The organism is Microbacterium sp. NPDC060132, from assembly GCF_042729675.1.
Classification (GTDB): Bacteria; Actinomycetota; Actinomycetes; order Actinomycetales; family Microbacteriaceae; genus Microbacterium; species Microbacterium sufflavum.
This window is the reverse complement of sequence record NZ_JBHWXU010000001.1, coordinates 1,091,475-1,111,782: the sequence shown is the minus strand read 5'-3', so window position 1 is coordinate 1,111,782 and position 20,308 is coordinate 1,091,475. Positions and strand designations below refer to the sequence as shown.

16 protein-coding genes are annotated in these 20,308 nt (G+C 69.8%); 12 read left to right on the top strand and 4 right to left on the bottom strand.

Features of this window, described 5'->3' with window-relative positions:
• The first annotated feature begins 2,286 nt into the window (after positions 1 to 2,286).
• From ACFWCH_RS05550 to ACFWCH_RS05500, 11 genes are all read left to right on the top strand, one after another.
• A complete protein-coding gene (locus ACFWCH_RS05550) occupies positions 2,287 to 3,210 on the top strand; it encodes a ParA family protein (protein WP_378803845.1) in 924 nt (307 codons plus the stop codon).
• Positions 3,210 to 4,178, top strand: a complete 969-nt coding sequence (locus ACFWCH_RS05545; protein ID WP_136033759.1) for a ParB/RepB/Spo0J family partition protein — start codon at positions 3,210 to 3,212, stop codon at positions 4,176 to 4,178. Before ACFWCH_RS05550 ends, ACFWCH_RS05545 begins: the two co-directional genes overlap by 1 nt.
• 60 nt (positions 4,179 to 4,238) lie before the next feature.
• Positions 4,239 to 5,687 carry a sugar porter family MFS transporter gene (locus ACFWCH_RS05540; protein WP_206252159.1) on the top strand — a complete coding sequence of 483 codons (1,449 nt, stop codon included), beginning with the start codon at positions 4,239 to 4,241 and terminating at the stop codon, positions 5,685 to 5,687.
• Between the two features lie 9 nt (positions 5,688 to 5,696).
• Positions 5,697 to 6,032: a tryptophan synthase subunit alpha gene (locus ACFWCH_RS05535; protein WP_136033761.1), complete on the top strand. Its 336-nt coding sequence runs from the start codon at positions 5,697 to 5,699 to the stop codon at positions 6,030 to 6,032.
• Between the two features lie 457 nt (positions 6,033 to 6,489).
• A complete protein-coding gene (locus ACFWCH_RS05530; RefSeq protein ID WP_378803097.1) occupies positions 6,490 to 7,677 on the top strand; it encodes an exo-beta-N-acetylmuramidase NamZ domain-containing protein in 1,188 nt (395 codons plus the stop codon).
• A 113-nt stretch (positions 7,678 to 7,790) separates the two neighbouring features.
• Positions 7,791 to 8,747 (top strand): GNAT family N-acetyltransferase, encoded by a 957-nt coding sequence (locus tag ACFWCH_RS05525; protein WP_136045151.1) that lies wholly within the window; start codon positions 7,791 to 7,793, stop codon positions 8,745 to 8,747.
• Between the two features lie 24 nt (positions 8,748 to 8,771).
• The gene (locus tag ACFWCH_RS05520; RefSeq protein ID WP_136033767.1) at positions 8,772 to 10,076 is read left to right on the top strand and encodes an extracellular solute-binding protein; all 1,305 of its coding nucleotides are present in this window, start codon (positions 8,772 to 8,774) and stop codon (positions 10,074 to 10,076) included.
• A gap of 66 nt (positions 10,077 to 10,142) precedes the next feature.
• Complete coding sequence (locus ACFWCH_RS05515; protein WP_205812707.1) at positions 10,143 to 11,117, top strand: carbohydrate ABC transporter permease; 975 nt, start codon at positions 10,143 to 10,145, stop codon at positions 11,115 to 11,117.
• Complete coding sequence (locus ACFWCH_RS05510; protein ID WP_378803096.1) at positions 11,117 to 12,004, top strand: carbohydrate ABC transporter permease; 888 nt, start codon at positions 11,117 to 11,119, stop codon at positions 12,002 to 12,004. The genes ACFWCH_RS05515 and ACFWCH_RS05510 overlap by 1 nt, the downstream gene beginning before the upstream one ends.
• Before the next feature lie 24 nt (positions 12,005 to 12,028).
• Entirely contained in the window at positions 12,029 to 12,715 is a 687-nt protein-coding gene (locus ACFWCH_RS05505; RefSeq protein WP_136033771.1) for a PIG-L deacetylase family protein, read from the top strand.
• Positions 12,712 to 13,362 (top strand): GNAT family N-acetyltransferase, encoded by a 651-nt coding sequence (locus ACFWCH_RS05500; protein ID WP_378803095.1) that lies wholly within the window; start codon positions 12,712 to 12,714, stop codon positions 13,360 to 13,362. Before ACFWCH_RS05505 ends, ACFWCH_RS05500 begins: the two co-directional genes overlap by 4 nt.
• A 66-nt stretch (positions 13,363 to 13,428) precedes the next feature.
• On the opposite strand, the gene trxA is transcribed toward ACFWCH_RS05500, so the two are convergent.
• The 4 genes from trxA to ACFWCH_RS05480 form a co-directional block, all read right to left on the bottom strand.
• Positions 13,429 to 13,752, bottom strand: coding sequence for a thioredoxin (gene trxA / locus ACFWCH_RS05495; RefSeq protein WP_136033773.1), 324 nt, complete (start codon positions 13,750 to 13,752; stop codon positions 13,429 to 13,431).
• A gap of 68 nt (positions 13,753 to 13,820) precedes the next feature.
• Positions 13,821 to 14,795, bottom strand: a complete 975-nt coding sequence (gene trxB, locus ACFWCH_RS05490; protein ID WP_136033775.1) for a thioredoxin-disulfide reductase — start codon at positions 14,793 to 14,795, stop codon at positions 13,821 to 13,823.
• A gap of 98 nt (positions 14,796 to 14,893) precedes the next feature.
• On the bottom strand, positions 14,894 to 16,510 hold the full coding sequence (gene murJ / locus ACFWCH_RS05485) for a murein biosynthesis integral membrane protein MurJ (RefSeq protein WP_378803094.1): 1,617 nt from the start codon (positions 16,508 to 16,510) through the stop codon (positions 14,894 to 14,896).
• Complete coding sequence (locus ACFWCH_RS05480) at positions 16,507 to 18,702, bottom strand: DUF6049 family protein (protein ID WP_378803092.1); 2,196 nt, start codon at positions 18,700 to 18,702, stop codon at positions 16,507 to 16,509. The genes murJ and ACFWCH_RS05480 overlap by 4 nt, the downstream gene beginning before the upstream one ends.
• Positions 18,703 to 18,798: 96 nt before the next feature.
• Here ACFWCH_RS05480 and ACFWCH_RS05475 point away from each other — a divergent pair, with 96 nt between their 5' ends.
• Positions 18,799 to 20,307: a class I SAM-dependent methyltransferase gene (locus ACFWCH_RS05475; protein ID WP_378803091.1), complete on the top strand. Its 1,509-nt coding sequence runs from the start codon at positions 18,799 to 18,801 to the stop codon at positions 20,305 to 20,307.
• Position 20,308 lies beyond the last annotated feature (1 nt).

The window sequence follows — 20,308 nt, the reverse complement described above, 5'->3', positions numbered from 1 at the left end:
CGGTGGGTCGCAATCGTAGGGAAGGACTGGCCGCGGGTGCCGATGGGGCCTGCGGGGTGGTGCGCATCCTGCTCCCGCGGCGAGTCGTGTGAGAGTTTCCGCGGCCGCGGATTCACTGGGTGTCCCCAGAAGGAGCGGTGTCGGGGGAACGCAGGTTTACGTCAGCGCCCTGTATGTCGGGTGGTGCGGGCCTGACCGCGGTAAGACACTGCAACCGATGATCCGAGCGGATACGACGAGGAGCCCGAGTCCGGGAGTCATCGACGCGGGAGATGGCCATGTTGCGTGAGCTTCATGGTGGTCAGCTCCCGGGAGGGGAGAAGGCTTTGGGGTGGCGGGAGGTCGGATGCGCCGGGCACGGGGCGGTGGTGCGCTTGTAAACACAGCGGAACGGGCGGGGACTCGAGATGTGTGGGCGATCGGTGGCGCAGTCGGTAGGGCGTGAGGGAGTGTGCGGCTGCATACGTCGCGCAGCGTCAGGGACTCCGGTAGTCGGGGCACTACAGATGAGGGAGATGAGGCGCCTCAGAAAGGGGCTGTCACGGGCCGAGGAGTTGAGGCGTCCCTGTATCGAACGGGAATGTGTGATGGGCGCCGGGGGTGACGGCTTCGCGCCGACGAGGGGAAGATGATGGGGGGTTGCACCTCTGGTGCTGAGGGTTCGCTGAGCTGGGGTCGACAGTGACCCGTGTGGTGAGGCTTCGATGAGCTGATGTCCACAGGGCTCCGTGTACTGAGGCTTCGATGAGCTGGGGGTCCACAGTTCCCTGGCTGGGGGTGGGGAGGGCAGGGACGAGCGCGAGGTGCGGCGACCGGGTGGGACGACGTGGTGCGGGCTTGCAGGGTCGGGGCATTCCGCGCGTGCGGTTGCTCAGGTGAAAGGGGTGGGCAGGGCGCGGATGACGATGGAGTCGGGGACGTGTGGGTGCGGTGCGGGGGTCGTGCGGGGTGTCCTGTGGGGTGTCCTGTGGGGTGAGGAGAAGCATGAGAGTCGGTCGGAGAGGGACGCCAGGCTCAGCTGGGGATGTCGTGCGGGCCTTGCTTGCGTGAGGGGTGGGTGCGCGGTGCGGATGACGATGGCGTAGGGGAGTGGAGGGCATGTGGCACCCGGCGGCACGGTGTCGGCGGAGTGCCCGGGTGCCGCGAGGGACATCAGGGGCCAGCTGCACGAGCCGTGAGTGCAGAGCATCTGCCCGAATCGGGCCGTTCCGCACCGGAAGCTGTGGGGCGAGGCACGGGGAGACGGGACTGCACGGCCATGAGCGGAGCTGCCGAGTCAGGAGCGGGGGCCTCCGACCGGCTGTCGCGGGCTGGTGGCGAGTCGTCGGTGAGCGCAAGACGGACGAGCGGGCGCGACCGTGGAAGGTGCGGTGTTTGTGCGGGGGAGGAGGTGGGCGTGAGGAGGAGGCGGGTCTGGGGAGGGGGCGGGCGTGGGGAGGAGGCGGGCGTGGGGAGGAGGCGGGCGTGGGGAGGGGGCGGGCGTAGGGAGGGGGCGGACGTAGGGAGGGGGCGGGCGTAGGGAGGGGGCGGGCGTGGGGGAGAAGCGGGCGCGGGGGAGAAGCGGGCGTGGGGACGAAGCGGCCGCAGGGAAGAAGCGAGCCTGGGGAAGAAGCGCGCGCAGGGAGGAGGCGGGCGCCGAGGGTGGAGGTATGCGGGCCCCGACAACACGGAGGTCCTTCGGCTCACGAGACGCAGTGGACGACCGACCGCACCAGGGAAATGCGCGGACGTGCGGTGTTGGCCCGATGGGGGGCAAGCCCGGACGGAGACGGGACCGCGTGTGCTGGATCGCGGGGAGGGCTGGGTGAGCCGCGAGGTCGGGGCCATGAGGGGCGAGGCGACGCGGTCGCTGACGGACCGAACACGCCGCGGAACAGGCGCGGTGTTTCACGTGAAACGGTGGAAGGCGCCAATGGGGGGCGGCGTTCGCCGGGGCAGGTCGGGGCTTCTTCCAGAACCGTCGCGGGCGGGGGAGGAGGTGTCGAGGGGGCAGCTCACGCGGCGGTTCATGTGGACGTGAGCGTGGATGCGCCTGGTCGGGGATCTCCAGCGCGAGCGAGGAGGCCCGGGAGCTGTTTCAGACAACCGATAGCGGTCATCGATGCGGCACCGGGAGCGCGCGCCGCTCGCTCGCTGCGACGAGGAACTCCCGGAATCGATGCGGCTGCCGGTCGTGGGCCGGTACGAGCCGCGGACGGAAGTGCGCTCTGCGTCGATGCTGACGGGCGTGCGCGGTTCGAGGTCCGTCCCTGCGGTTAGAGTGGGATGCGGCCCCGAAAGGAGTGGATGTTTCACGTGAAACAGTCCGAAAAGACACCGGCAAACGACTCGTTCGGGATGGATACCCCGCTTGCTCGCGAACTCGCCGACCTCTCCGCGCGCCGCAGGGCCCTCGAAGCCGTTCACGTGGAGTTCACCGGGCAGACCCGGGTGCTCACCGTGTCGAACCAGAAAGGCGGCGTCGGCAAGACCACGAGTGCGGTGAACATCGCCTCCGCGCTGGCCGGACTCGGTGCCTCGGTTCTCGTGATCGACCTCGACCCCCAGGGGAATGCGTCCACGGCACTCGGGGTTCCGCACAACGCGGACACGCCGAGCGTGTATGACGTGCTGATCGATGAGTTCCCGCTCGCGGAGATCGTGCAGCCCAGCCCGGAGAACCCACGACTGTTCTGTGCTCCGAGCACCATCCACCTGGCGGGCGCCGAGATCGAGCTGGTGGCGCAGGTCGCGCGAGAGCATCGGCTCCGACGCGCTCTGCAGGACTACCTCGTCGACCACCCGGTGGACTTCGTGATCATCGATTGCCCGCCGTCGCTCGGGCTTCTGACGATCAACGCCTTCACCGCAGCCTCCGAGGTCTTCATCCCCATCCAGTGCGAGTACTACGCGCTGGAGGGTCTGAGCCAGCTCCTGGGAAGCATCCAGATGATCCAGAAGCACCTCAATCCGGCTCTGCACCTCTCCACCATCCTGCTGACGATGTTCGATGGCCGTACCCGGCTGGCGCAGCAGGTTGCGGAAGAAGTTCGGACGCATTTCCCCACCCAGGTGCTGAACACCGTCATCCCTCGGTCGGTCCGCGTGTCCGAGGCCCCCAGTTTCGGCCAGACGGTCATCGCGTACGACGGGCAGTCCGCCGGCGCGATCGCCTACCGCGAGGCCGCTGTCGAGATCGCGTCCCGTGTGACGCAGAGCAAGGAGAAGTAATGGCGAAGCGCACTGGACTCGGCCGGGGCATCGGTGCCCTCATTCCGACCGCGGATCAGGCGGAGCGACCCGTCGACGTGTTCTTCCCCGGCGCGAGCCTGCGCCCGGACACGACCGACTCCGGCGCAGCCGCGGTTGCGGAAGCTACCCTCGAGGCGGTCCCCGGCATCCACCTGGTGCAGGTCGACCCGCACGCGATCGTGCCGAACCCGCGTCAGCCGCGGACGCACTTCGACCCGGAGGACCTGGCCGAACTCGTGCACAGCGTGCGGGAGTTCGGGGTGCTCCAGCCGGTGGTCGTGCGCAAGAACGGCGACGGCGACTACGAACTCATCATGGGGGAGCGTCGGACGCGGGCCGCACGCGAAGCCGGGCTCGACGCGATCCCGGCCATTGTGCGTGACACCGCCGACGAGGACCTCCTGCGCGATGCGCTCCTCGAGAACCTGCACCGCTCCGAGCTGAACCCGCTGGAAGAGGCATCGGCCTACCAGCAGCTGCTCGAGGATTTCGGCATCACCCAGGAAGAGCTCGCAACCCGCATCGGCCGGTCTCGTCCGCAGATCAGCAACACCATCCGCCTGCTCAAACTGCCCGTCCCCGTGCAGCAGCGCGTCGCAGCAGGAGTGCTGTCGGCCGGTCACGCCCGCGCGATCCTGAGTCTCGACACGCCGGAGGCGATGCAGCGCCTTGCCGACAAGGTCGTGAACGAAGACCTGTCGGTGCGCGCGACGGAGGTCGCCGCCAAGGCGCAGCCGAGCGCGGGGAAGACCCCGAAGGCCACGCCGGGAGCGCGACGGGCCTATCTGGACGAGGTGGCGGGCAAGCTCGGCGATCGCCTGAACACGCGGGTGAAGATCTCGCTCGGGACGCGAAAGGGCCAGGTCACGATCGATTTCGCGTCGATCCAGGACCTCAACCGCATCCTGCAGGAGCTGGGCGAAGAAGGGTACGGCTCCGCGCGCTGACCCCGCACGGTGTCAGGGAGGGCCTAGACTCGCGTCATCTTGACGATGCGGGGGTAGGTCATGAGCAGAGCAGCTGACGCGGCGAGCATCAAGCGCCGTGTGATCGCGGTCAGTATCGCCGCGGCATTGGGTGGCTTCCTCTTCGGCTTCGACACCGCGGTGATCAACGGTGCCGTCGACGCTCTCGCGGGCGACGTGTCCGGGTTCGACCTCGGTACCGGCCTCAAGGGCTTCGCCGTGTCGTCCGCGCTGATCGGTTGCGCGGTCGGCGCCTGGTTCGCCGGCCCGATCTCGAACAAGTTCGGGCGCATCCCGGTCATGGTCGTCGCAGCCGCCATGTTCTTCGTCTCCGCGATCGGCTCCGGTCTGGCCTTCAGCGTGGTCGACCTCATCATCTGGCGCGTGATCGGCGGACTGGGCGTGGGGGCAGCCTCGGTCATCGCTCCGGCGTACATCGCCGAGGTGTCGCCGGCCGCCATCCGTGGGAGACTCGGCTCGCTGCAGCAGCTCGCGATCGTCACGGGTATCTTCGCCGCCCTCCTCTCCGACGCGCTGCTCGCGGGAATCGCCGGCGAAGCGGATCAGCCGCTGTGGGGGCTCACCGCCTGGCGCTGGATGTTCATGGTCGCGGCCATTCCCGCGCTCGTCTACGGGCTCGTCTCGCTCCGGCTGCCGGAGTCGCCGCGTTACCTGGTGCGCAAGGGCGAGACGAAACGCGCCGCAGAGGTGCTCCAGACCGTCACGGGCACGATCGACACCGAGGCGAAGATCAAGGAGATCACCGGGACGATCGACACCGAGCGCGCCGAGTCGCTGCGTGACCTGCGAGGGAATCGCCTCGGGCTCAAGCCGATCGTCTGGATCGGCATCCTGCTGTCGGTGTTCCAGCAGTTCGTCGGCATCAATGTCATCTTCTACTACTCCACGACGCTCTGGCAGTCGGTCGGGTTCGACGAGTCCAGCGCCCTGTTGACCTCGGTGATCACCTCCGTGACGAACATCGTGGTGACGATCGTGGCGATCCTCCTGGTCGACAAGGTGGGTCGACGGATCATGCTGCTGGTCGGTTCGGTCGGCATGACCGTCACCCTCGGATTGATGGCGCTGGCGTTCTCCTTCGGCACGCTGGATGCGCAGGGCACCGCGACGCTGCCCGACCCCTGGGCCACCGTCGCCCTCGTCTGCGCCAACGGATTCGTGGTGTTCTTCGGCGCCAGCTGGGGACCGCTCGTCTGGGTGCTCCTCGGCGAGATCTTCCCGAACTCGATCCGCGCGGGCGCCCTGGCGGTCGCGGCCGCCGCGCAGTGGGTCGCGAACTTCTTCATCTCCACGACGTTCCCGGCCTTCGCGGAGATCGGACTCACCTTCGCCTACGGGTTCTACGCGTTCTTCGCTCTGTTGTCGTTCTTCTTCGTGTTCTTCAAGGTGCCCGAGACCAAGGGCCGGGAGCTCGAGGACATGACCGAGGACGCGAAGGTCGAGCGCCGACGGGGTCCGGCACGCGCGTAGGCTGGACGGATGACCGAGTCCGTCCCACGCCGCGCCAGCCTGGAAGTGCTGCGCGCCGAAGCGGCCGACGAACTCGCCGTGCTGATCCAGGAGCGGCTGCTGGGCGGGGAAGACCCGTGGGAGTTCATGGAGGAGCTGCCGAGCGTCGACGAGCTCGTGGTGTACCTGCTCCGCGCTGACAACATCGCCGCGAACGACGGCGTGCGACCCAACGCCGCGCGGCACTACCGCGTGCTGCGACAGATCGCCCTGGAGTACCCGGAGCTCACCCCGGCGGTGTGGGGACTGCTCGACGAACAGCAGCGCCACCGCCGGTGGGATCCGCGCATCGCCGACGCCTCCTGACGGCTCTTTCGATTCCTCCGCTCGGCGTCCGCACGCACCGGCGGTGAGGCTCGACACGCGTGGATGCGTGGGGCGGTGCAACGGCGTGTGCGCGCGATGCGGCGGCGCGGGAAATGCGTGGGCTGGGCGGGCGAGGGGACGGCATCGGGCGATGCACGGGCGTGCGGGCGCGACGTGGCGGGGCGGGCGATGCGTGAGGCGGGCGCGATGCGGCGGCGCGGGGGATGCGTGGGCCGGGCGCGCTGCAGCGCGGGGGGCGGTGTGGGGGCAGTGCGAGGTGGGGGCGCGGCCGGCGCCGGGGCGACGGAGGCGCATGATCAGGGACGGGCGCGACGCACAAGACTTCTGAACATGATTTTCATAAATCGCTTCATGCTGGTAAAAAGGTGACAGCAACGCGGCGGGGCGGGCACTGACCGGCACTTCCGTGTGTTCATGAAAGACAAGGGAGTTCGCCATGACGTCACGCCTACGCATCGGAGCGGAGCGTGCAGCAGACCGGGCCGACCTGATCCCCGGGAGCAGGATCGGCCTGCTCACCAACTTCACCGGGACCATGCCCGACCTGTCCCGGAACATCGATGCGTTCACGGCCGCGGGTGTGCGACTGCATCACCTGTTCGGCCCCGAGCACGGTCTCGACGGCTCGGTGCAGGCGGGGGAGAGCACCGCGATCGAGCGCGACGAACGCTCCGGGCTCCCGTTCAGCGACACCTACCTCACCGAGGGTGCGGCGCTGGACGACATGATCGCCGCGTCCGGCGTGGATGCCCTCGCCTTCGACATGCAGGACATCGGGGTGCGCTTCTACACCTACATCTGGACCATGTACGACGCGATGCGCAGCGCCGCGCGCCTCGGGCTGCCGTTCACCGTGCTCGACCGACCGAATCCGCTGGGCGGCGCCGTGCTCGCGGGCCCCGGGATCGAGGGCGAGCGCTTCACGAGCTTCGTGGGGCGCAGCGACATCCACCAGCGCCACGGCCTCACCGCCGGGGAGCTGGCACGCCTCTTCGCGCGCCGCGACCTCGCCGCGGAGGGCCTCGAGCTCGACCTGCACGTGGTGACGCTGACGGACTGGGACCCCACGCGGGACTGGACCGCCACCGGACTGCCGTGGGTGCCGCCGTCGCCCAACATCCCCACGCTCGACTCGGTGTACGCGTTCGCCGGCACCGGGCTCGTCGAGGGCACGACCCTGAGCGAGGGGCGCGGCACCACGCGGCCGTTCGAGACCATCGGCGCTCCGTTCCTGACGGCCGCGTTCGCGGAGGACCTGCGCGGGCGCGACCTGCCGGGTGTGCTGTTCCGCGACATCGCCTTCCAGCCGACGTTCCACAAGCACGTGGGGGAGACCGCTCGGGGCGTGCAGCTGCACATCACCGACCACCGGGCGTATGACCCGGTGGGGACCGCCCTGGCGGTGCTGGAGGCCGCCCGTACGTCGGCGCCGGAGGACGTGCACAGCCTGGATGCGGGACAGCGGCTCGATCCAGGCGACTCCGGCTACGCGCTCGACCGCCTGTGGGGGTCCACCAGCCTCCGTGAGGCGCTGAACGCCGGGCGGGACCTGGCGGCGCTGTCCACGGGGCCTCAGCGAGTCGCGGATGCGTACGGCGACGACGTGCTGCTCTACCCGCGCTGAAAACTATTTCCGTCATGTTAATCGTGACCAAAACTTATTGACATCGACGCGACGGTGAATGTACTTTCATTCCCATCGCGCTGCCGCACCCCCCTTCACCCGAGGAGATATCAATGGAGAGCATCGTCCGGACCTTCCGCGCGGGAGACGGCCCCGAGATCGCGCGAGCCTGGACCGAAGCGGCGCCCGCCGACGGCATCAGCTACGAGCGGTTCCGCGACCTGATCCTGCTCGACCGCAACTTCGACGCCGACGGACTCTTCCTCGCCGAGTCCGACGGCGACATCGTCGGCGCGGTCTACGCCGTCCGCCGCCAGATCGCGGCCGACGGCGACGACCTGGAGCCCACCTCCGGCTGGATCCCGTTCTTCTTCGTCGTCCCGTCCGCCCGACGCCACGGCATCGCCACCACCCTGATGGCCGCCGCGAAGGAGTGGCTGCGCGGGCACGGCGTCGAGACCGTCTACTTCTCGTCGTACACGCCCAACTACTTCCTCCCCGGGCTCGACGCCGACCGCTACCCCGAAGCCGACGCGTTCCTGCGCTCCGCCGGCTTCCAGACGCAGTACACCTCGGTCGCCATGGACCGCACGCTCAACGACTACGCCATGCCCGACGACGTGCGCGCCCGCATCGCCGAGCTCCGGGACCAGGGCTGGACGTTCTTCTCACCGACGGGCGACGACCTGGTCGACCTGATCGAGATCGCCGGCACCTTCAACGCCGACTGGTCGCGCGGTATCCGCGAGGGCGTGCTCGGCGGACAGTCGCTCGAGCGCATCATGGTCTGCCGCAACCCCGAGGGCGCCATGCTCGGCTGGGCCATGCACGGCACGTACGAGAACGTGCTGGAGCGCTTCGGCCCGTTCGGGGTGCTGCCGGAGAGCCGCGGCACGGGACTCGGGAAGATCCTGCTGCACCTCACGCTCGAGCGCATGCGCGCCCTGGGCGCCCACAGCGCCTGGTTCCTGTGGACCGAGGAGACTTCCGCCGCCGGACACCTGTACCTGAACACCGGGTTCGAGATCACTCGCACCTTCACGATCCTGCACGCCCCCACCGCCGCCTGACGCGGCCCACCCGAGAGGAATCACATGAAGTCTGCAGCACAGCGTCACCGCCGACGCCTGGTGACCACCGTCGCGCTCACGGGCGCGGCCGCGCTCGCCCTCGCCGGATGCACCACCGGGGCGGAAGGGGGCGGAGACGACGGCGTCGTGAAGCTCACCTTCCTCAGCCACTACGGCAGCGACCCGTTCAAGACCGGGATCGGCGACCTCATCGACCAGTGGAACGAGGAGAACCCCGACATCCAGGTGACCTCGCAGGCCGTCAACTTCGACGAGCTGCTCACCACCCTCAACGTGCGCCAGACCGGCGGACGCGGCGCCGACATCGTCAGCTCGTACTCCCTGTGGGGTGGGCAGCTGCAGGCCAACGGCGTGCTCTCCGCTCCGCCCAAGGACGTCGCGGCCGACATCACCGACAACTACAGCCCCGCGGCGCTCGCCTCGGTCACGACCGGTGACGGCGAGATCCTCGGATACCCGACCGAGTTCAACACGTACGCGCTGTTCTACAACAAGCAGCTCCTCGCCGACGCGGGCTACGACGCCCCGCCGGCGAACTGGGACGAGCTGGTCGAGGCCGCCAACGCCACCACGAAGAAGGACGGCTCGGGCAACACGATCGTGCAGGGCCTCTCCCTCATCCAGGACGGCGACAACCACACGGTGCACCCGTTCCTGTCGCTGCTCGACTCCGCCGGTGGCGAGTTCCTCGCGGCCGACGGGAAGTCCGCCATGGACGACAAGGCCGAGGACGTGATGCAGCTCGAGTCCGACCTGGCCGAGACCGGCGCCACCTCGACCTCGATCATGCCGACGAAGGCGTTCCCCACGGGCGGCGTGGCCATGGCCGTGCAGGCCGGCTGGTGGATCGGCAGCCTGAAGGCCTCGATGGGCGACGACTACGCCAACGTCGGCGTCGCCCCCGTGCCCGGCCCGGAGACCGGTGACGTGGGCTCCCTCGCCTACAGCTTCTTCACCGGCGTGAACTCCGGCAGCCAGCACCAGGAAGAGGCCTGGAAGTTCCTCAGCTGGCTCAACTCGCACGAGAACGAGGACGGCGTCACCGCCCTCGGCGACTTCCTCGCCACGCAGGGGCTGATCCCGCCGCGCACCACGGACGCGGAGATCCTCGGGCCGAAGTACCTCGCCGAGGAGCCGAACCTCGAGGCGATCTACGCCGCCGCCGACTACGCGATGGCCGAGTCGAACGCGTCGAACGCCTACGAGGCGAAGACCGCCACCAACACGGCGCTCAACGACATCATCGTCAACGGCGCCGACGTGAAGACCACCTTCTCGAAGCTGGTCAAGGAGATCGACGCCCAGTAGCACCACCGGAGGGCGGGGACCACGCGCGTCCCCGCCCTCCACCCCGAGACCACCCACGGAGGGCCGATGGCCAACCCCACTCTCATGACGGCGGCGCAGGAAGCCGCGGAGGACACGATCGCGGTGACGACGGTCGGGAAGAAGGCCAAGCCGCGTTCGCGTCGGTTCCGCCGCGAAGCCCGTGCCGGCTACCTGTTCCTCGCGCCCTCCCTGCTGTTCTTCACCGTCTTCCTGATCCTGCCCACGTTCTTCGCGATCTTCCTGTCGCTGTCGACCTGGGGCGGATACGACCTCACCAAGATCGAGTTCACCGGGTTCCAGAACTACCTGGAGATCCTGCAGATCGACAGCACGTTCGTGCAGCCGATCCTCATCAACACGTTCCTGTTCGCGATCATCGCCGTGATCCTCGCGGTCGGCGGCTCGGTCGTCGTCGCCCAGCTCATCGAACGCCTCAAGTTCCAGGGCTTCTGGCGGTTCCTGTACTTCCTCCCCGTCGTGGCCACCGTGGTCGCGATCGGCAACGTGTGGAAGATGCTCTACCAGCCGGCCGGCCTCATCAACGCCGTGCTCAACGCCCTCGGCGTGAACTCCATCGGCTTCCTGTCCGACCCGAACCTCGCCCTCCCCGCGGTCGCCGTGGTGCAGGCGTGGGCCTCGATCGGCGCGGCCGTGCTCATCCTCACGGCGGGCATCAAGGGCATCGACAAGACCATGTACGAGGCCGCGGAGATCGACGGCGCGAACTCCTGGCGCACGTTCTGGAGCATCACGCTGCCGCTGCTGCGGCCCTCCCTGGTGTTCGTCTTCATCACCCAGTGCATCGCCGGCCTGCAGTCGTTCGCGCTCATCATCGTGATGACCAAGGACGGCGGACCCGCGAACGCCACGAACGTCGCCGCGTTCGAGATGTACCAGCAGGCGTTCAAGTTCGGCGCCTGGGGCACCGCGAGCGCCATGGCCATGGTGCTCTTCCTGATCATCTTCATCATCACGCTGCTCCAGCTCTGGATCAGCCGTCGCACCGGAGGAGACGACTGATGGGCGTCCGTCAGCGCAAGCGCCACCCGTTCCCGTGGATCTCCTACCTCGTGGTCGCCGTCGGTGGCGTGATGATGGTGGTCCCGTTCTTCGACACGGTCTTCAGCTCGCTGAAGGGCCCCGGTGAGTACGGCATCTTCCCGTACCGGTTCTTCCCGGAGAACTGGACCTGGGACAACTACACCGCCGCGTTCGAGCAGCTGCAGCTGGACAAGCTGTTCTTCAACAGCACGGTCGTGACGCTCGTGGTCACCGCGTCGGTGCTCATCACCTCCGCGATGGCGGGCTACGCGCTCGCGAAGCTGCGGTTCCGCGGTCGCGACGTGATCTTCCGGTTCGTGCTCGCGACCATGATGCTGCCGCCGTTCCTGCTGCTGATCCCCGACTTCCTGATCATGCTGAACTGGCCGCTGGTGGGCGGCAACAACATCCTCGGCCAGGGCGGGTTCGGCGGTATGACGAACAACATCGTCTCGCTCATGCTGCCGTTCCTCGTCAGCGGGTTCGGCATCTTCCTGATGCGCCAGTTCATGGTGGGCGTGCCCGACGAGATGCTCGAGGCCGCGCGCATCGACGGTGCGGGGGAGTGGCGGCTGTTCTTCAACATCGTGCTGCCGCAGGCGACGCCGGTGGCCATCACCCTCGGCGTGATCACGTTCGTCGGCCAGTGGAACGAGTACATCTGGTCGTCGCTGATCGCCTCCGCCAACCCCGACCTGATGACGCTGCCCGTCGGCATCCAGATGCTGCAGAGCTTCATCGACCCGAACCGCACCATGCCGATCGTGATGGCCGGCATCGTCATCAGCACCCTCCCGGTGCTGCTGATCTTCCTCTTCCTGCAGAAGTACTACGTCCGCGGCGTCATGCTCAGCGGAATGAAGTGACCCCCACGAAACGGAGTGATGACAATGGGTAGGACCGTACTCGCCATCGGCGGGCACATCGGCGACATGGACCTCACGGCGGGTCCGACCCTCGCCAAGATGGTGCAGGAGGGGGACCGGGCGATCATCCTCGCGTGCACCTACGGCGAGCGGGGCCACCCCACGATCGCGCCCGACGAGTACCGGAAGCAGAAGGTGGCGGAGGGCGAGGCCTTCGCGGCGGCGATCGGTGCCGAGTTCCGCGTGCTGGACTACTCCGACGGCTTCCTGCCCGACGACGACTCCGCCGCGGAGCAGATCGCTGACATCATCCGGCAGGAGAAGCCCGAGATCCTCATCACGCACTGGACCACGAGCATCCACCGCGACCACGAGCGCGCGGCGATCCTCGCGGAGCGCGGCCGGTTCCTCGCGTCTCTCCCCGTGGACAGCCCGTACGGACGCCACGGCATCTCGCAGTTCCTGCACGCGGACAACTGGGAAGACGCGGAGGGTTTCACGCCCGACCTGTACGTGGACATCCCCGACGCCGCGTTCGAGACCTGGCGGGCGGCCATCCAGGGCCAGGCCTTCGCCCGCGGAGAGACCTACGGGTTCCGGTACATCGACTACTACAGCGCAAACATGCTCGCGAAGGGCTGCCTTGCCGGCACCACCCGGGCGTGCGGCTTCAAGCGCGGCGACAAGGGCGCCGAGCTGGCAGGGCCGTGAGCCCCGAGCGCTCGACCGAAGGGCCGGAGGTGCGTCTGCGCCTCCGGCCCTTCCGCGTGGGCGACGAGGACGACCTTGCCGCCGTGTGCCTGCGCACGGGAGACTCGGGCGCCGACGCCACGGGCCTCTACCGCTCGCCACGGCTGCTGGGGGAGGTGTTCGCGCTGCCCTACGCGGCGTGGAGCCCCGAGACGTGTCTCGTGCTCGACGCCGGCGACCGCGTGGTCGGGTACGTGGTGTGCGCGCCCGACACGACCGCGTACGAGCAGTGGTTCCGGCACGCGTGGTGGCCTCCCCGCGAGGCGCAGCACCGGGGCGACCGTGCCGACGAGGGCAGGGATGCGACCATCGTCGCGTTCGCCCGGAGGATCGGCGAGGGTCCGGTGCCGTTCGTGGACCGCTACCCCGCGCATCTGCACATCGACCTGCTGCCCGAGGCGCAGGGCCACGGGTGGGGGCGACGGTTGATCGACACGCTCGCGACGCTGCTGCGCGACCGGGGCGTGCCGGGGATGCAGCTGACCGCCGGGACGCGCAACACCGGCGCCATCGCGTTCTACCGTCGCCTCGGCTTCGCGGAGCTGCATCGGACGGACGACGGCGTGACGTTCGGGATGCTCCTCGACGACGTGACCTCGCGGCACTGAGGGGCGGGGACGCAGAAGGGGCCGCACCCCCGGGAGGTGCGGCCCCTTCTCGTCGTCCGGGGAGGATCAGCCGATGAAGTCGGCGAGATCCTTCTCGAGGGCGAACTTCGGCTTGGCGCCGATGATGGTCGTCTTGACCTCGCCGCCGTGGAAGACCTTCATCGCCGGAATCGACGTGATCTGGTACTTCATGGCGAGCTCGGGGTTCTCGTCGACGTTGAGCTTGAGGATGGTGATCTTGTCGGGGTTGTCGGCCTGGATCTCGTCCAGCACCGGCGCGACCATACGACACGGACCGCACCACTCGGCCCAGAAGTCCACCAGCACGGGACCATCGGCCTGCAGCACGTCCTGCTCCCAGGTCGCCTGGCTCGTTGCCTTTGCACTCATCAGAGTTCTCCTTGTTCGAGGTTCGCCTGCTACAACAACGGGCGAGGGGAAAGTGTTCCCGGCGCTGATCAGGCCGTGATGACCTCGGCGGCCTCCGCGGCGGGGACCTCGACCGAGGCGTCCTCCAGATCGGCGAGGAAGTGCTCCGCGTCGAGCGCGGCGACCGTGCCGGTGCCGGCGGCGGTGATGGCCTGACGGTAGGTCGGGTCGATCACGTCGCCCGCCGCGAACACCCCGGGGACCGAGGTGCGGGAGGAGCGGCCGTCGACCCAGATCGTGCCCTCGGACGTGAGCTCGAGCTTGTCGTGCACGAGGTGCGTGCGCGGGTCGTTGCCGATCGCGATGAAGAGGCCGTCGAGGGGCAGGTCGCGCAGCGAGCCGTCGACCGTGGACCGCAGCTGCACACCGGTGACCGCGGTCTCGCCGAGGATCTCCGCGACCTCGCTGTTCCACACGAACTCGATCTTCTCGTTCGCGAACGCCCGCTCCTGCATGATCTTCGAGGCGCGCAGCGTGTCCTTGCGGTGGATCACGTACACCTTGTCGGCGAAGCGCGTGAGGAAGGTCGCCTCCTCCATCGCCGAGTCGCCGCCGCCGACGACCGCGATGGTCTTCTGGCGGAAGAAGAAGCCGTCGCACGTGGCGCACCAGGACACGCCGAAGCCCGACAGGCGCTCCTCGCCCTCGATGCCGAGCTTGCGGTAGGCCGAGCCCGTCGCATAGATGATGGTCTTCGCCTCGTGCGTGGCGCCGGAGCCGAGCGTGACCTTCTTGACCGGGCCGGCGACATCGAGCTCGGTGACGTCGTCGTACAGGACCTCGGTGCCGAACTTCTCGGCCTGCTCCTGGAACTTGGCCATCAGTTCGGGGCCCTGGATGCCCTCCGGGAAGCCCGGGTAGTTCTCGACCTCGGTGGTGTTCATCAGCTCACCGCCGACCTCGACCGAGCTCGCGATGAGCAGCGGCTCCAGGTTCGCGCGTGCGGCGTAGATGGCAGCCGTGAATCCGGCGGGGCCGGAGCCGATGATGATGACCTGACGCATGTGATCTCCGTTAGAAAGGCGGTGCCGTCGAAAGACGTCCGACTGCTTCAACCCATGGTAACCGCGGGGCATTCCCCAGCGGCAGGCGCGCGCGGGCCTCAGCGACCAGGGAGGAAACGGCGCACCAGGCCGCCCGCCGCCTTCAGCTCGGGCGCCCGCATCGCCGCCAGCAGCGCGATGTAGACCGCGACCACGACGAGGCCGATGATCGCCGTGCCCACGGCGCCCTGGATTTTGTCTGAGGCGGTCCAGCCGCCGGCGCCGCCCATCAGCTGGAACACGCCCCACCCGGCGAAGCCCGCGGGAATCGCCGCCACAGCGAAGCGGCCGATCGAGGTCGCCCACGTGCGCACGCCGAGACCGCCGAGGCGACGATGCAGAAGCCAGGTCGCGACGATCGTCTGCAGGGTGCTCGCGATGGACTGGCCGAGGGCGACCGCGGCCGCGAGCATCGTGATCGGGATCACCCCGGCCTGGTACAGCCCGCCCGCGAGCAGCGCCGTCGCGACGATGAGGACGCACTGGAAGATCGTGAACCAGAACGGCGTGCGGGTGTCGTCGTAGGCGTAGAAGGTGCGCTGCACGATGAACAGGATCGTCAGCGGGATCAGGCTCACGAGATAGCAGAGCAGCACCAGCGCGGCGGCCTCGGCGTCGGGCGCGGAGCTCGTGAACACGCGCGACGCGGGGATCGCAGCGGCGGCCACGGCGGCGACGGCCGCCACGATGAAGAACAGCAGCGTGCGGATGCTGCGCGAGATGTCGGCGCGCACCTCGGGGTCGCGTCCGGCCGCGGCGTGCTCGCTGATCTGCGTGAAGTAGGGCGTCCCGATCGACAGCACGATCACGGAGTACGGCAGCATGAAGATCAGCCACGCGTTCGCGGTGACCGTCGCGGAGGCGCCCGAACCGGAGGCCTCGCTGACGATGTTGCCCTGGAGCACGCCGGCGGCCAGGCTCGCGAACGCCATCAGGAAGGTCCAGCCGGCGAGCTTGCCGACTGTGCCGAGGCCCACGCCGCGCCAGTGGAAGTCGGGCTTGAGGGCCAGCCCGGTGCGCCGCCAGAACACGAGCAGCACCAGCGCCTGCAGCGCGATGCCGAGCGTGGCCGTGCCGCCGAGCGTGGCGATCATCGCGGGCGTCCACTCCGCCGCCTTCGTCGGCACCGGGGCGAACAGCGCCCCCAGGATCAGGAAGCCGATGATCGAGACGATGTTGTTGACGACCGGTGCCCACGTGAACGGGCCGAAGATGCGTCGCGCGTTGAGGGCCTCGCCCAGCAGCGCGTACAGGCCGTAGAAGAGGATCTGCGGGAGGCACCAGTAGGCGAGCGCGGTCGCCAGGGCCTGCGCCTCCAGCGGCGCCCGGCCAGCGACGAGCACGACCAGCCACGGCGCGGCGATCGTCGCGACAGCGGTGGTCGCGACCAGCACGACCGTGCCGAGCGTGAACAGCTTCGAGATGAACGCGTTGCCGCCGTCGGCGTCGGCCGTGGCCTTCACGATCTGCGGCACGATCACCGCCGTCAGCACGCCGACCGAGATCAGCGAGAACACGCTGTTGGGCAGGGTGTTGGCGAAGGTGAAGGCGTCGGCGGCCTCCGAGCCCACGGCGCCCAGCACGCCCACCAGCACGATGCTGCGGAGCAGACCGGTGAGGCGTGACACCAGGGTGCCGGCGCCGATGATGGCGCTCGCGCGTCCGAGGCTCGTCACGGGGTCTCCTTCGTCGGCGGGGCGTCGCGGTCGAGTGCGCGCTCCTGCGCCGCCGCCTCGGCCTCCTTCTCCTCGATCAGCTCGTCGACGGCCACCTCGACCGCGTGCTCCTCGATGGCCTCCCGGCGCTTGCGGCGCACCGTGCGCACCACGCCGAGGGCGATGAGCAGCACGGCGAGGCCGCCGAACACCACGAGCCCGATCGTCTCCCACTCCGCGCGCACCGCCACCCGCACCGACTGCTCGGACTGGATGGGCACGCCCGTGGGGCTGGACAGGCTGAGCCGGAGGTCGAGCTCGCCGCTGCCCACCCGCGCCGACACGGGCACCTTGACCCGCGTGCTCGACTGGGGCTGCACGACCGTCTCGATCATGGGCTTCACCTCGAGGCGCGGGTCGCTCGGCGAGGCGGACAGCCGCACGGTCACCGGCCACGGGAGGTCGTTGCGCACCGCGATCGGCAAGTCGGCGTTCGCGGTGAGGAGCTGGATGGTGCTCGACGGCGGGATGCTCACGCTCGACAGGGTCGTGGTCGTGCGGGCGCGGTGGGCGGCGACCTTCTCGGCGAACGCGGCGTCGGACGACCCCACCGCGATCGTGCGCAGGATGCGCATCCGCTCCGGGGCGAGCAGCACGTCGGGCTCGCTCAGGATCGACGAGAACGCGGTGAGCGACTGCTCGTCGGTGATCAGGTTCACGAGGTCGGCCGAGCGGGGGGCGGCGGCCGCCTCCGGCAGCGTGACCGCGACGGGAGCGGCGGCGCGGACCGTCGACAGCTCGAACCCGACGGAGTCGGCGGCGGAGATCGCGTCGCGCAGTGCGTCGGCCGTGCGGGTCTCGTCGCGGTCGAGTCCGACCAACAGCGGTGCGCCGCCCGTGGCGCCCTGCGCCAGGAACAGCTGCGCGGCGGCCTCCGCGAGCAGACGCTGCCGCACGACCGGATCCGACGCCCCGGCGGCGCCCGAGAGCGCAGCGGACGTCGCGGCGTCGGTCACCAGCAGGTCCTGTCCGCCCGCGGTGGCGTGTGCGGCGGTGGGTCCGCCGACCGTGTCGGACGACACGACCGTGGTCGTGCCCTGGCCGAGGTACCCCGCGAACGCCGTCACGTCGGCCTGGGTGAGGTCCTGCTCCGGCCACACGATGCGGGGGAGAGCGCCGTCGACCTCGGTGAGCGTCGCGTCGTCGGGCAGGGCGGGCGCATTCGTGCTCCCCGGCGAGGGGCTCGGTGTCGACCCCGGCGCGGACGTGGGCTCGGCGGTGGCCTGCTGCTGCGGGAACGCGGCGGGGTCGAGGAGGGCGGCGAACGGCAGCGGGGACAACAGCGCGCTCAGGCCCGTCTGCGCCTGCACCGTGACGTCGGCATCACCGAACTGCAGCGCGAACCGGGGGTTGGGGAGCTCGTCGAGCCGCGTCAGCCACTCCCTCGCCGACTCCGGTGCCGCGGTGCCGAGGGCGCGGATGGACGCGAGGATCGCGGGGTCGATCGCGAGCACGGCCGTGGTGCCGGAGACCCCGTCGAGCTGCGCCGTGAGCGCGCCCTCCGGTGCGGTCAGCGTCGTGAGCTCCTCCGCCGTCAGCAGGGCCCCGCCGGCCGGGGTCGCGGTGACGGGCACGAGGACGCCGACCGGGCTCGCCGAGGGCGCGTTGACCACCAGCACGCTCGTAGCCGTGGTGTCCCACGTGGCCGCGCGCTCGCCGCCGGTGTCGCCCGTGCGCGCCCCGGTCAGTGCCGCCCGCAGCGGGTAGACGCCGGGGGCCAGGGTCTCGATGGTCTCCTGCGGCACGAACACCGTGGTCGTGGCGATGCCGTCCGGGTCGGCGGCCTTCGACGCCTCGTCGCCGAGGGAGACGAAGGAGCCGGTTGTCTCACCGTCGTCGAGCCAGTCGCTCACGGCATCGGAGGTGGTGAGGGGCGTGCTGCCGAGCTCGATCTCGACCCGTCCGGCGCTCAGCTCGGTCTCGGTGCCGTTGGTGATCGTGACGACCGCTGACGTGGAGGTGCCGGGGGCGACCACGCCGCGCAGCCCTGCGGAGACGTGCAGCTCGACCGTGCGGGTGTCGTCGTCGCTCTTCTGATCCGCGGCGGCCGCGACCGCGGGAACCGCGACAGCGCACACGGAGGCGGCGATCACCGCGGCCGCCAGCCGTCGCAGGCGCACACGGAGGCCCGTGTGGGGGGTGATCGCGGTCATGAAGGTCTTCCTCGAACGCCGGGGAGGGGCGGATCGTGAGTACTGACCCTGCGATTCTAGGAGGCGCGAGGGAGGAGAACCCTGAAGACGCGTAGAGTGACGGCCGTGTCCGACGCCCCCGCACCCGTCCCCGACCCCGTCCGCAGCGCCCGCCTCGCCGCCGATCTCGACGCCGCCGACCTGCGGTCGGACCCGCTCCGGCAGCTGTGGGGCACGGAGGCCGACGACGCGCTCGGCCGCGGCATGCGCGAGCCGATCCTCCGCGCGATCGCCGACGACGACGGTGTGCTCGCGACCCTCGGCCGCCTGTTCGTGCTCGGGCTCCCGCAGCCGGAGGCCGCCGTCGCGTCGGCCCTCCCGACGCTCGGAGTGGACGGCCTCGTGGCCCTGGCGCTCGCGCGCGTCGAGGGCGGCACGGTCGCACCGTGCGCGCTGCTGCGCCCGCAGTCGTTCGTCGACGCCGACGGGGTGGGCGAGTGGTGGATCGCGAGCGACCTCGACGAGGTGGCGCTGGACGGCCCCTTGCCCGCCGACCACGTGCTGGGCGTGGGCGGGGCGTCGCGCACCCTCGCGGAGACCGTCGTGCCGGTGCAGGTGGAGCGCGCGCTCGACCTCGGCACGGGCTGCGGCATCCAGGCGCTGCTGGTCGCCCGGCGCGCGGGAACGGTGGTCGCGACCGACATCTCCCGCCGCGCCCTCGCCTACGCCGAGCTCAACGCGCAGCTCAACGGCGTGACGAACATCGACTTCCGTCACGGCAGCATGTTCGACCCGGTCGCGGGGGAGGCGTTCGACCTGATCGTGTCGAACCCGCCGTTCGTGATCACCCCGCGCACCGAGGGCGTGCCCGCGTACGAGTACCGCGACGGCGGGCTCGTCGGCGACGCGCTGGTGGAGACGTTCGTGCGCGCGGCCCCGGCGCATCTCACCCGCGGGGGCATCGCGCAGCTGCTCGGCAACTGGGAGTCGCGGCAGGGCGTCACCGGGCTCGCGCGGCTCGAGGCGTGGGTGCCCGCCGACCTCGACCTGTGGGTGATCGAGCGCGAGGAGCTGACGCCCCTGGCGTACGCGGAACTGTGGATCCGCGACGGAGGCACCACGCCCCGCGATGCCGCGTTCGTGCCGCTGCTCACCGCATGGCTCGACGACTTCGCGGCCCGCGGCGTGACCGCGGTCGGTTTCGGGTACGTGCTGCTGCGCCGCGGCGACGGCGAGCCTCTGCGGCGGGTGGAACGGCTCGGACAGTCGGTGTCGAACGTGGGCGCGGCGCTCGCCGCGGGGCTCGCCGCGCACGACGTGCTCGCGGCGGGGCTGCCGTCGACGCTGCTCGTGGCGCCCGACGTGACCGAGGCCAGACACCTCATGCCGGGCGACGACGACCCCAGCGTGATCGAGCTGCGGCAGGGCGGTGGCTTCGCGCGCACGGTGGGGGTGGACTCCGCGCTCGCCGGGTTCGTCGGCGCGTGCGACGGGGAGCTCACGGTGGCGCAGATCGTCGGCGCGCTGGCCGACCTGTTCGACGTGCCGCTGGCGGACCTGTGGGCCGACCTGGAGCCGAAGATCCGCTCCCTCGTGCGGGACGGCTTCCTGACACCGGGGGAATAGA

What these genes read in the sequence shown, in the direction of transcription:
- ACFWCH_RS05550 (WP_378803845.1), top strand. Translation starts at nt 2,287, where the DNA reads ATGTTTCACGTGAAACAGTCCGAAAAGACACCGGCAAACGACTCGTTC.
- ACFWCH_RS05525 (WP_136045151.1), top strand. Translation starts at nt 7,791, where the DNA reads ATGGAGAGCATCGTCCGGACCTTCCGCGCGGGAGACGGCCCCGAGATC.
- ACFWCH_RS05510 (WP_378803096.1), top strand. Translation starts at nt 11,117, where the DNA reads ATGGGCGTCCGTCAGCGCAAGCGCCACCCGTTCCCGTGGATCTCCTAC.
- ACFWCH_RS05530 (WP_378803097.1), top strand. Translation starts at nt 6,490, where the DNA reads ATGACGTCACGCCTACGCATCGGAGCGGAGCGTGCAGCAGACCGGGCC.
- ACFWCH_RS05520 (WP_136033767.1), top strand. Translation starts at nt 8,772, where the DNA reads ATGAAGTCTGCAGCACAGCGTCACCGCCGACGCCTGGTGACCACCGTC.
- ACFWCH_RS05540 (WP_206252159.1), top strand. Translation starts at nt 4,239, where the DNA reads ATGAGCAGAGCAGCTGACGCGGCGAGCATCAAGCGCCGTGTGATCGCG.
- ACFWCH_RS05535 (WP_136033761.1), top strand. Translation starts at nt 5,697, where the DNA reads ATGACCGAGTCCGTCCCACGCCGCGCCAGCCTGGAAGTGCTGCGCGCC.
- ACFWCH_RS05545 (WP_136033759.1), top strand. Translation starts at nt 3,210, where the DNA reads ATGGCGAAGCGCACTGGACTCGGCCGGGGCATCGGTGCCCTCATTCCG.
- ACFWCH_RS05515 (WP_205812707.1), top strand. Translation starts at nt 10,143, where the DNA reads ATGGCCAACCCCACTCTCATGACGGCGGCGCAGGAAGCCGCGGAGGAC.
- trxA (WP_136033773.1), bottom strand. Translation starts at nt 13,752, where the DNA reads ATGAGTGCAAAGGCAACGAGCCAGGCGACCTGGGAGCAGGACGTGCTG.
- ACFWCH_RS05505 (WP_136033771.1), top strand. Translation starts at nt 12,029, where the DNA reads ATGGGTAGGACCGTACTCGCCATCGGCGGGCACATCGGCGACATGGAC.
- trxB (WP_136033775.1), bottom strand. Translation starts at nt 14,795, where the DNA reads ATGCGTCAGGTCATCATCATCGGCTCCGGCCCCGCCGGATTCACGGCT.
- ACFWCH_RS05480 (WP_378803092.1), bottom strand. Translation starts at nt 18,702, where the DNA reads ATGACCGCGATCACCCCCCACACGGGCCTCCGTGTGCGCCTGCGACGG.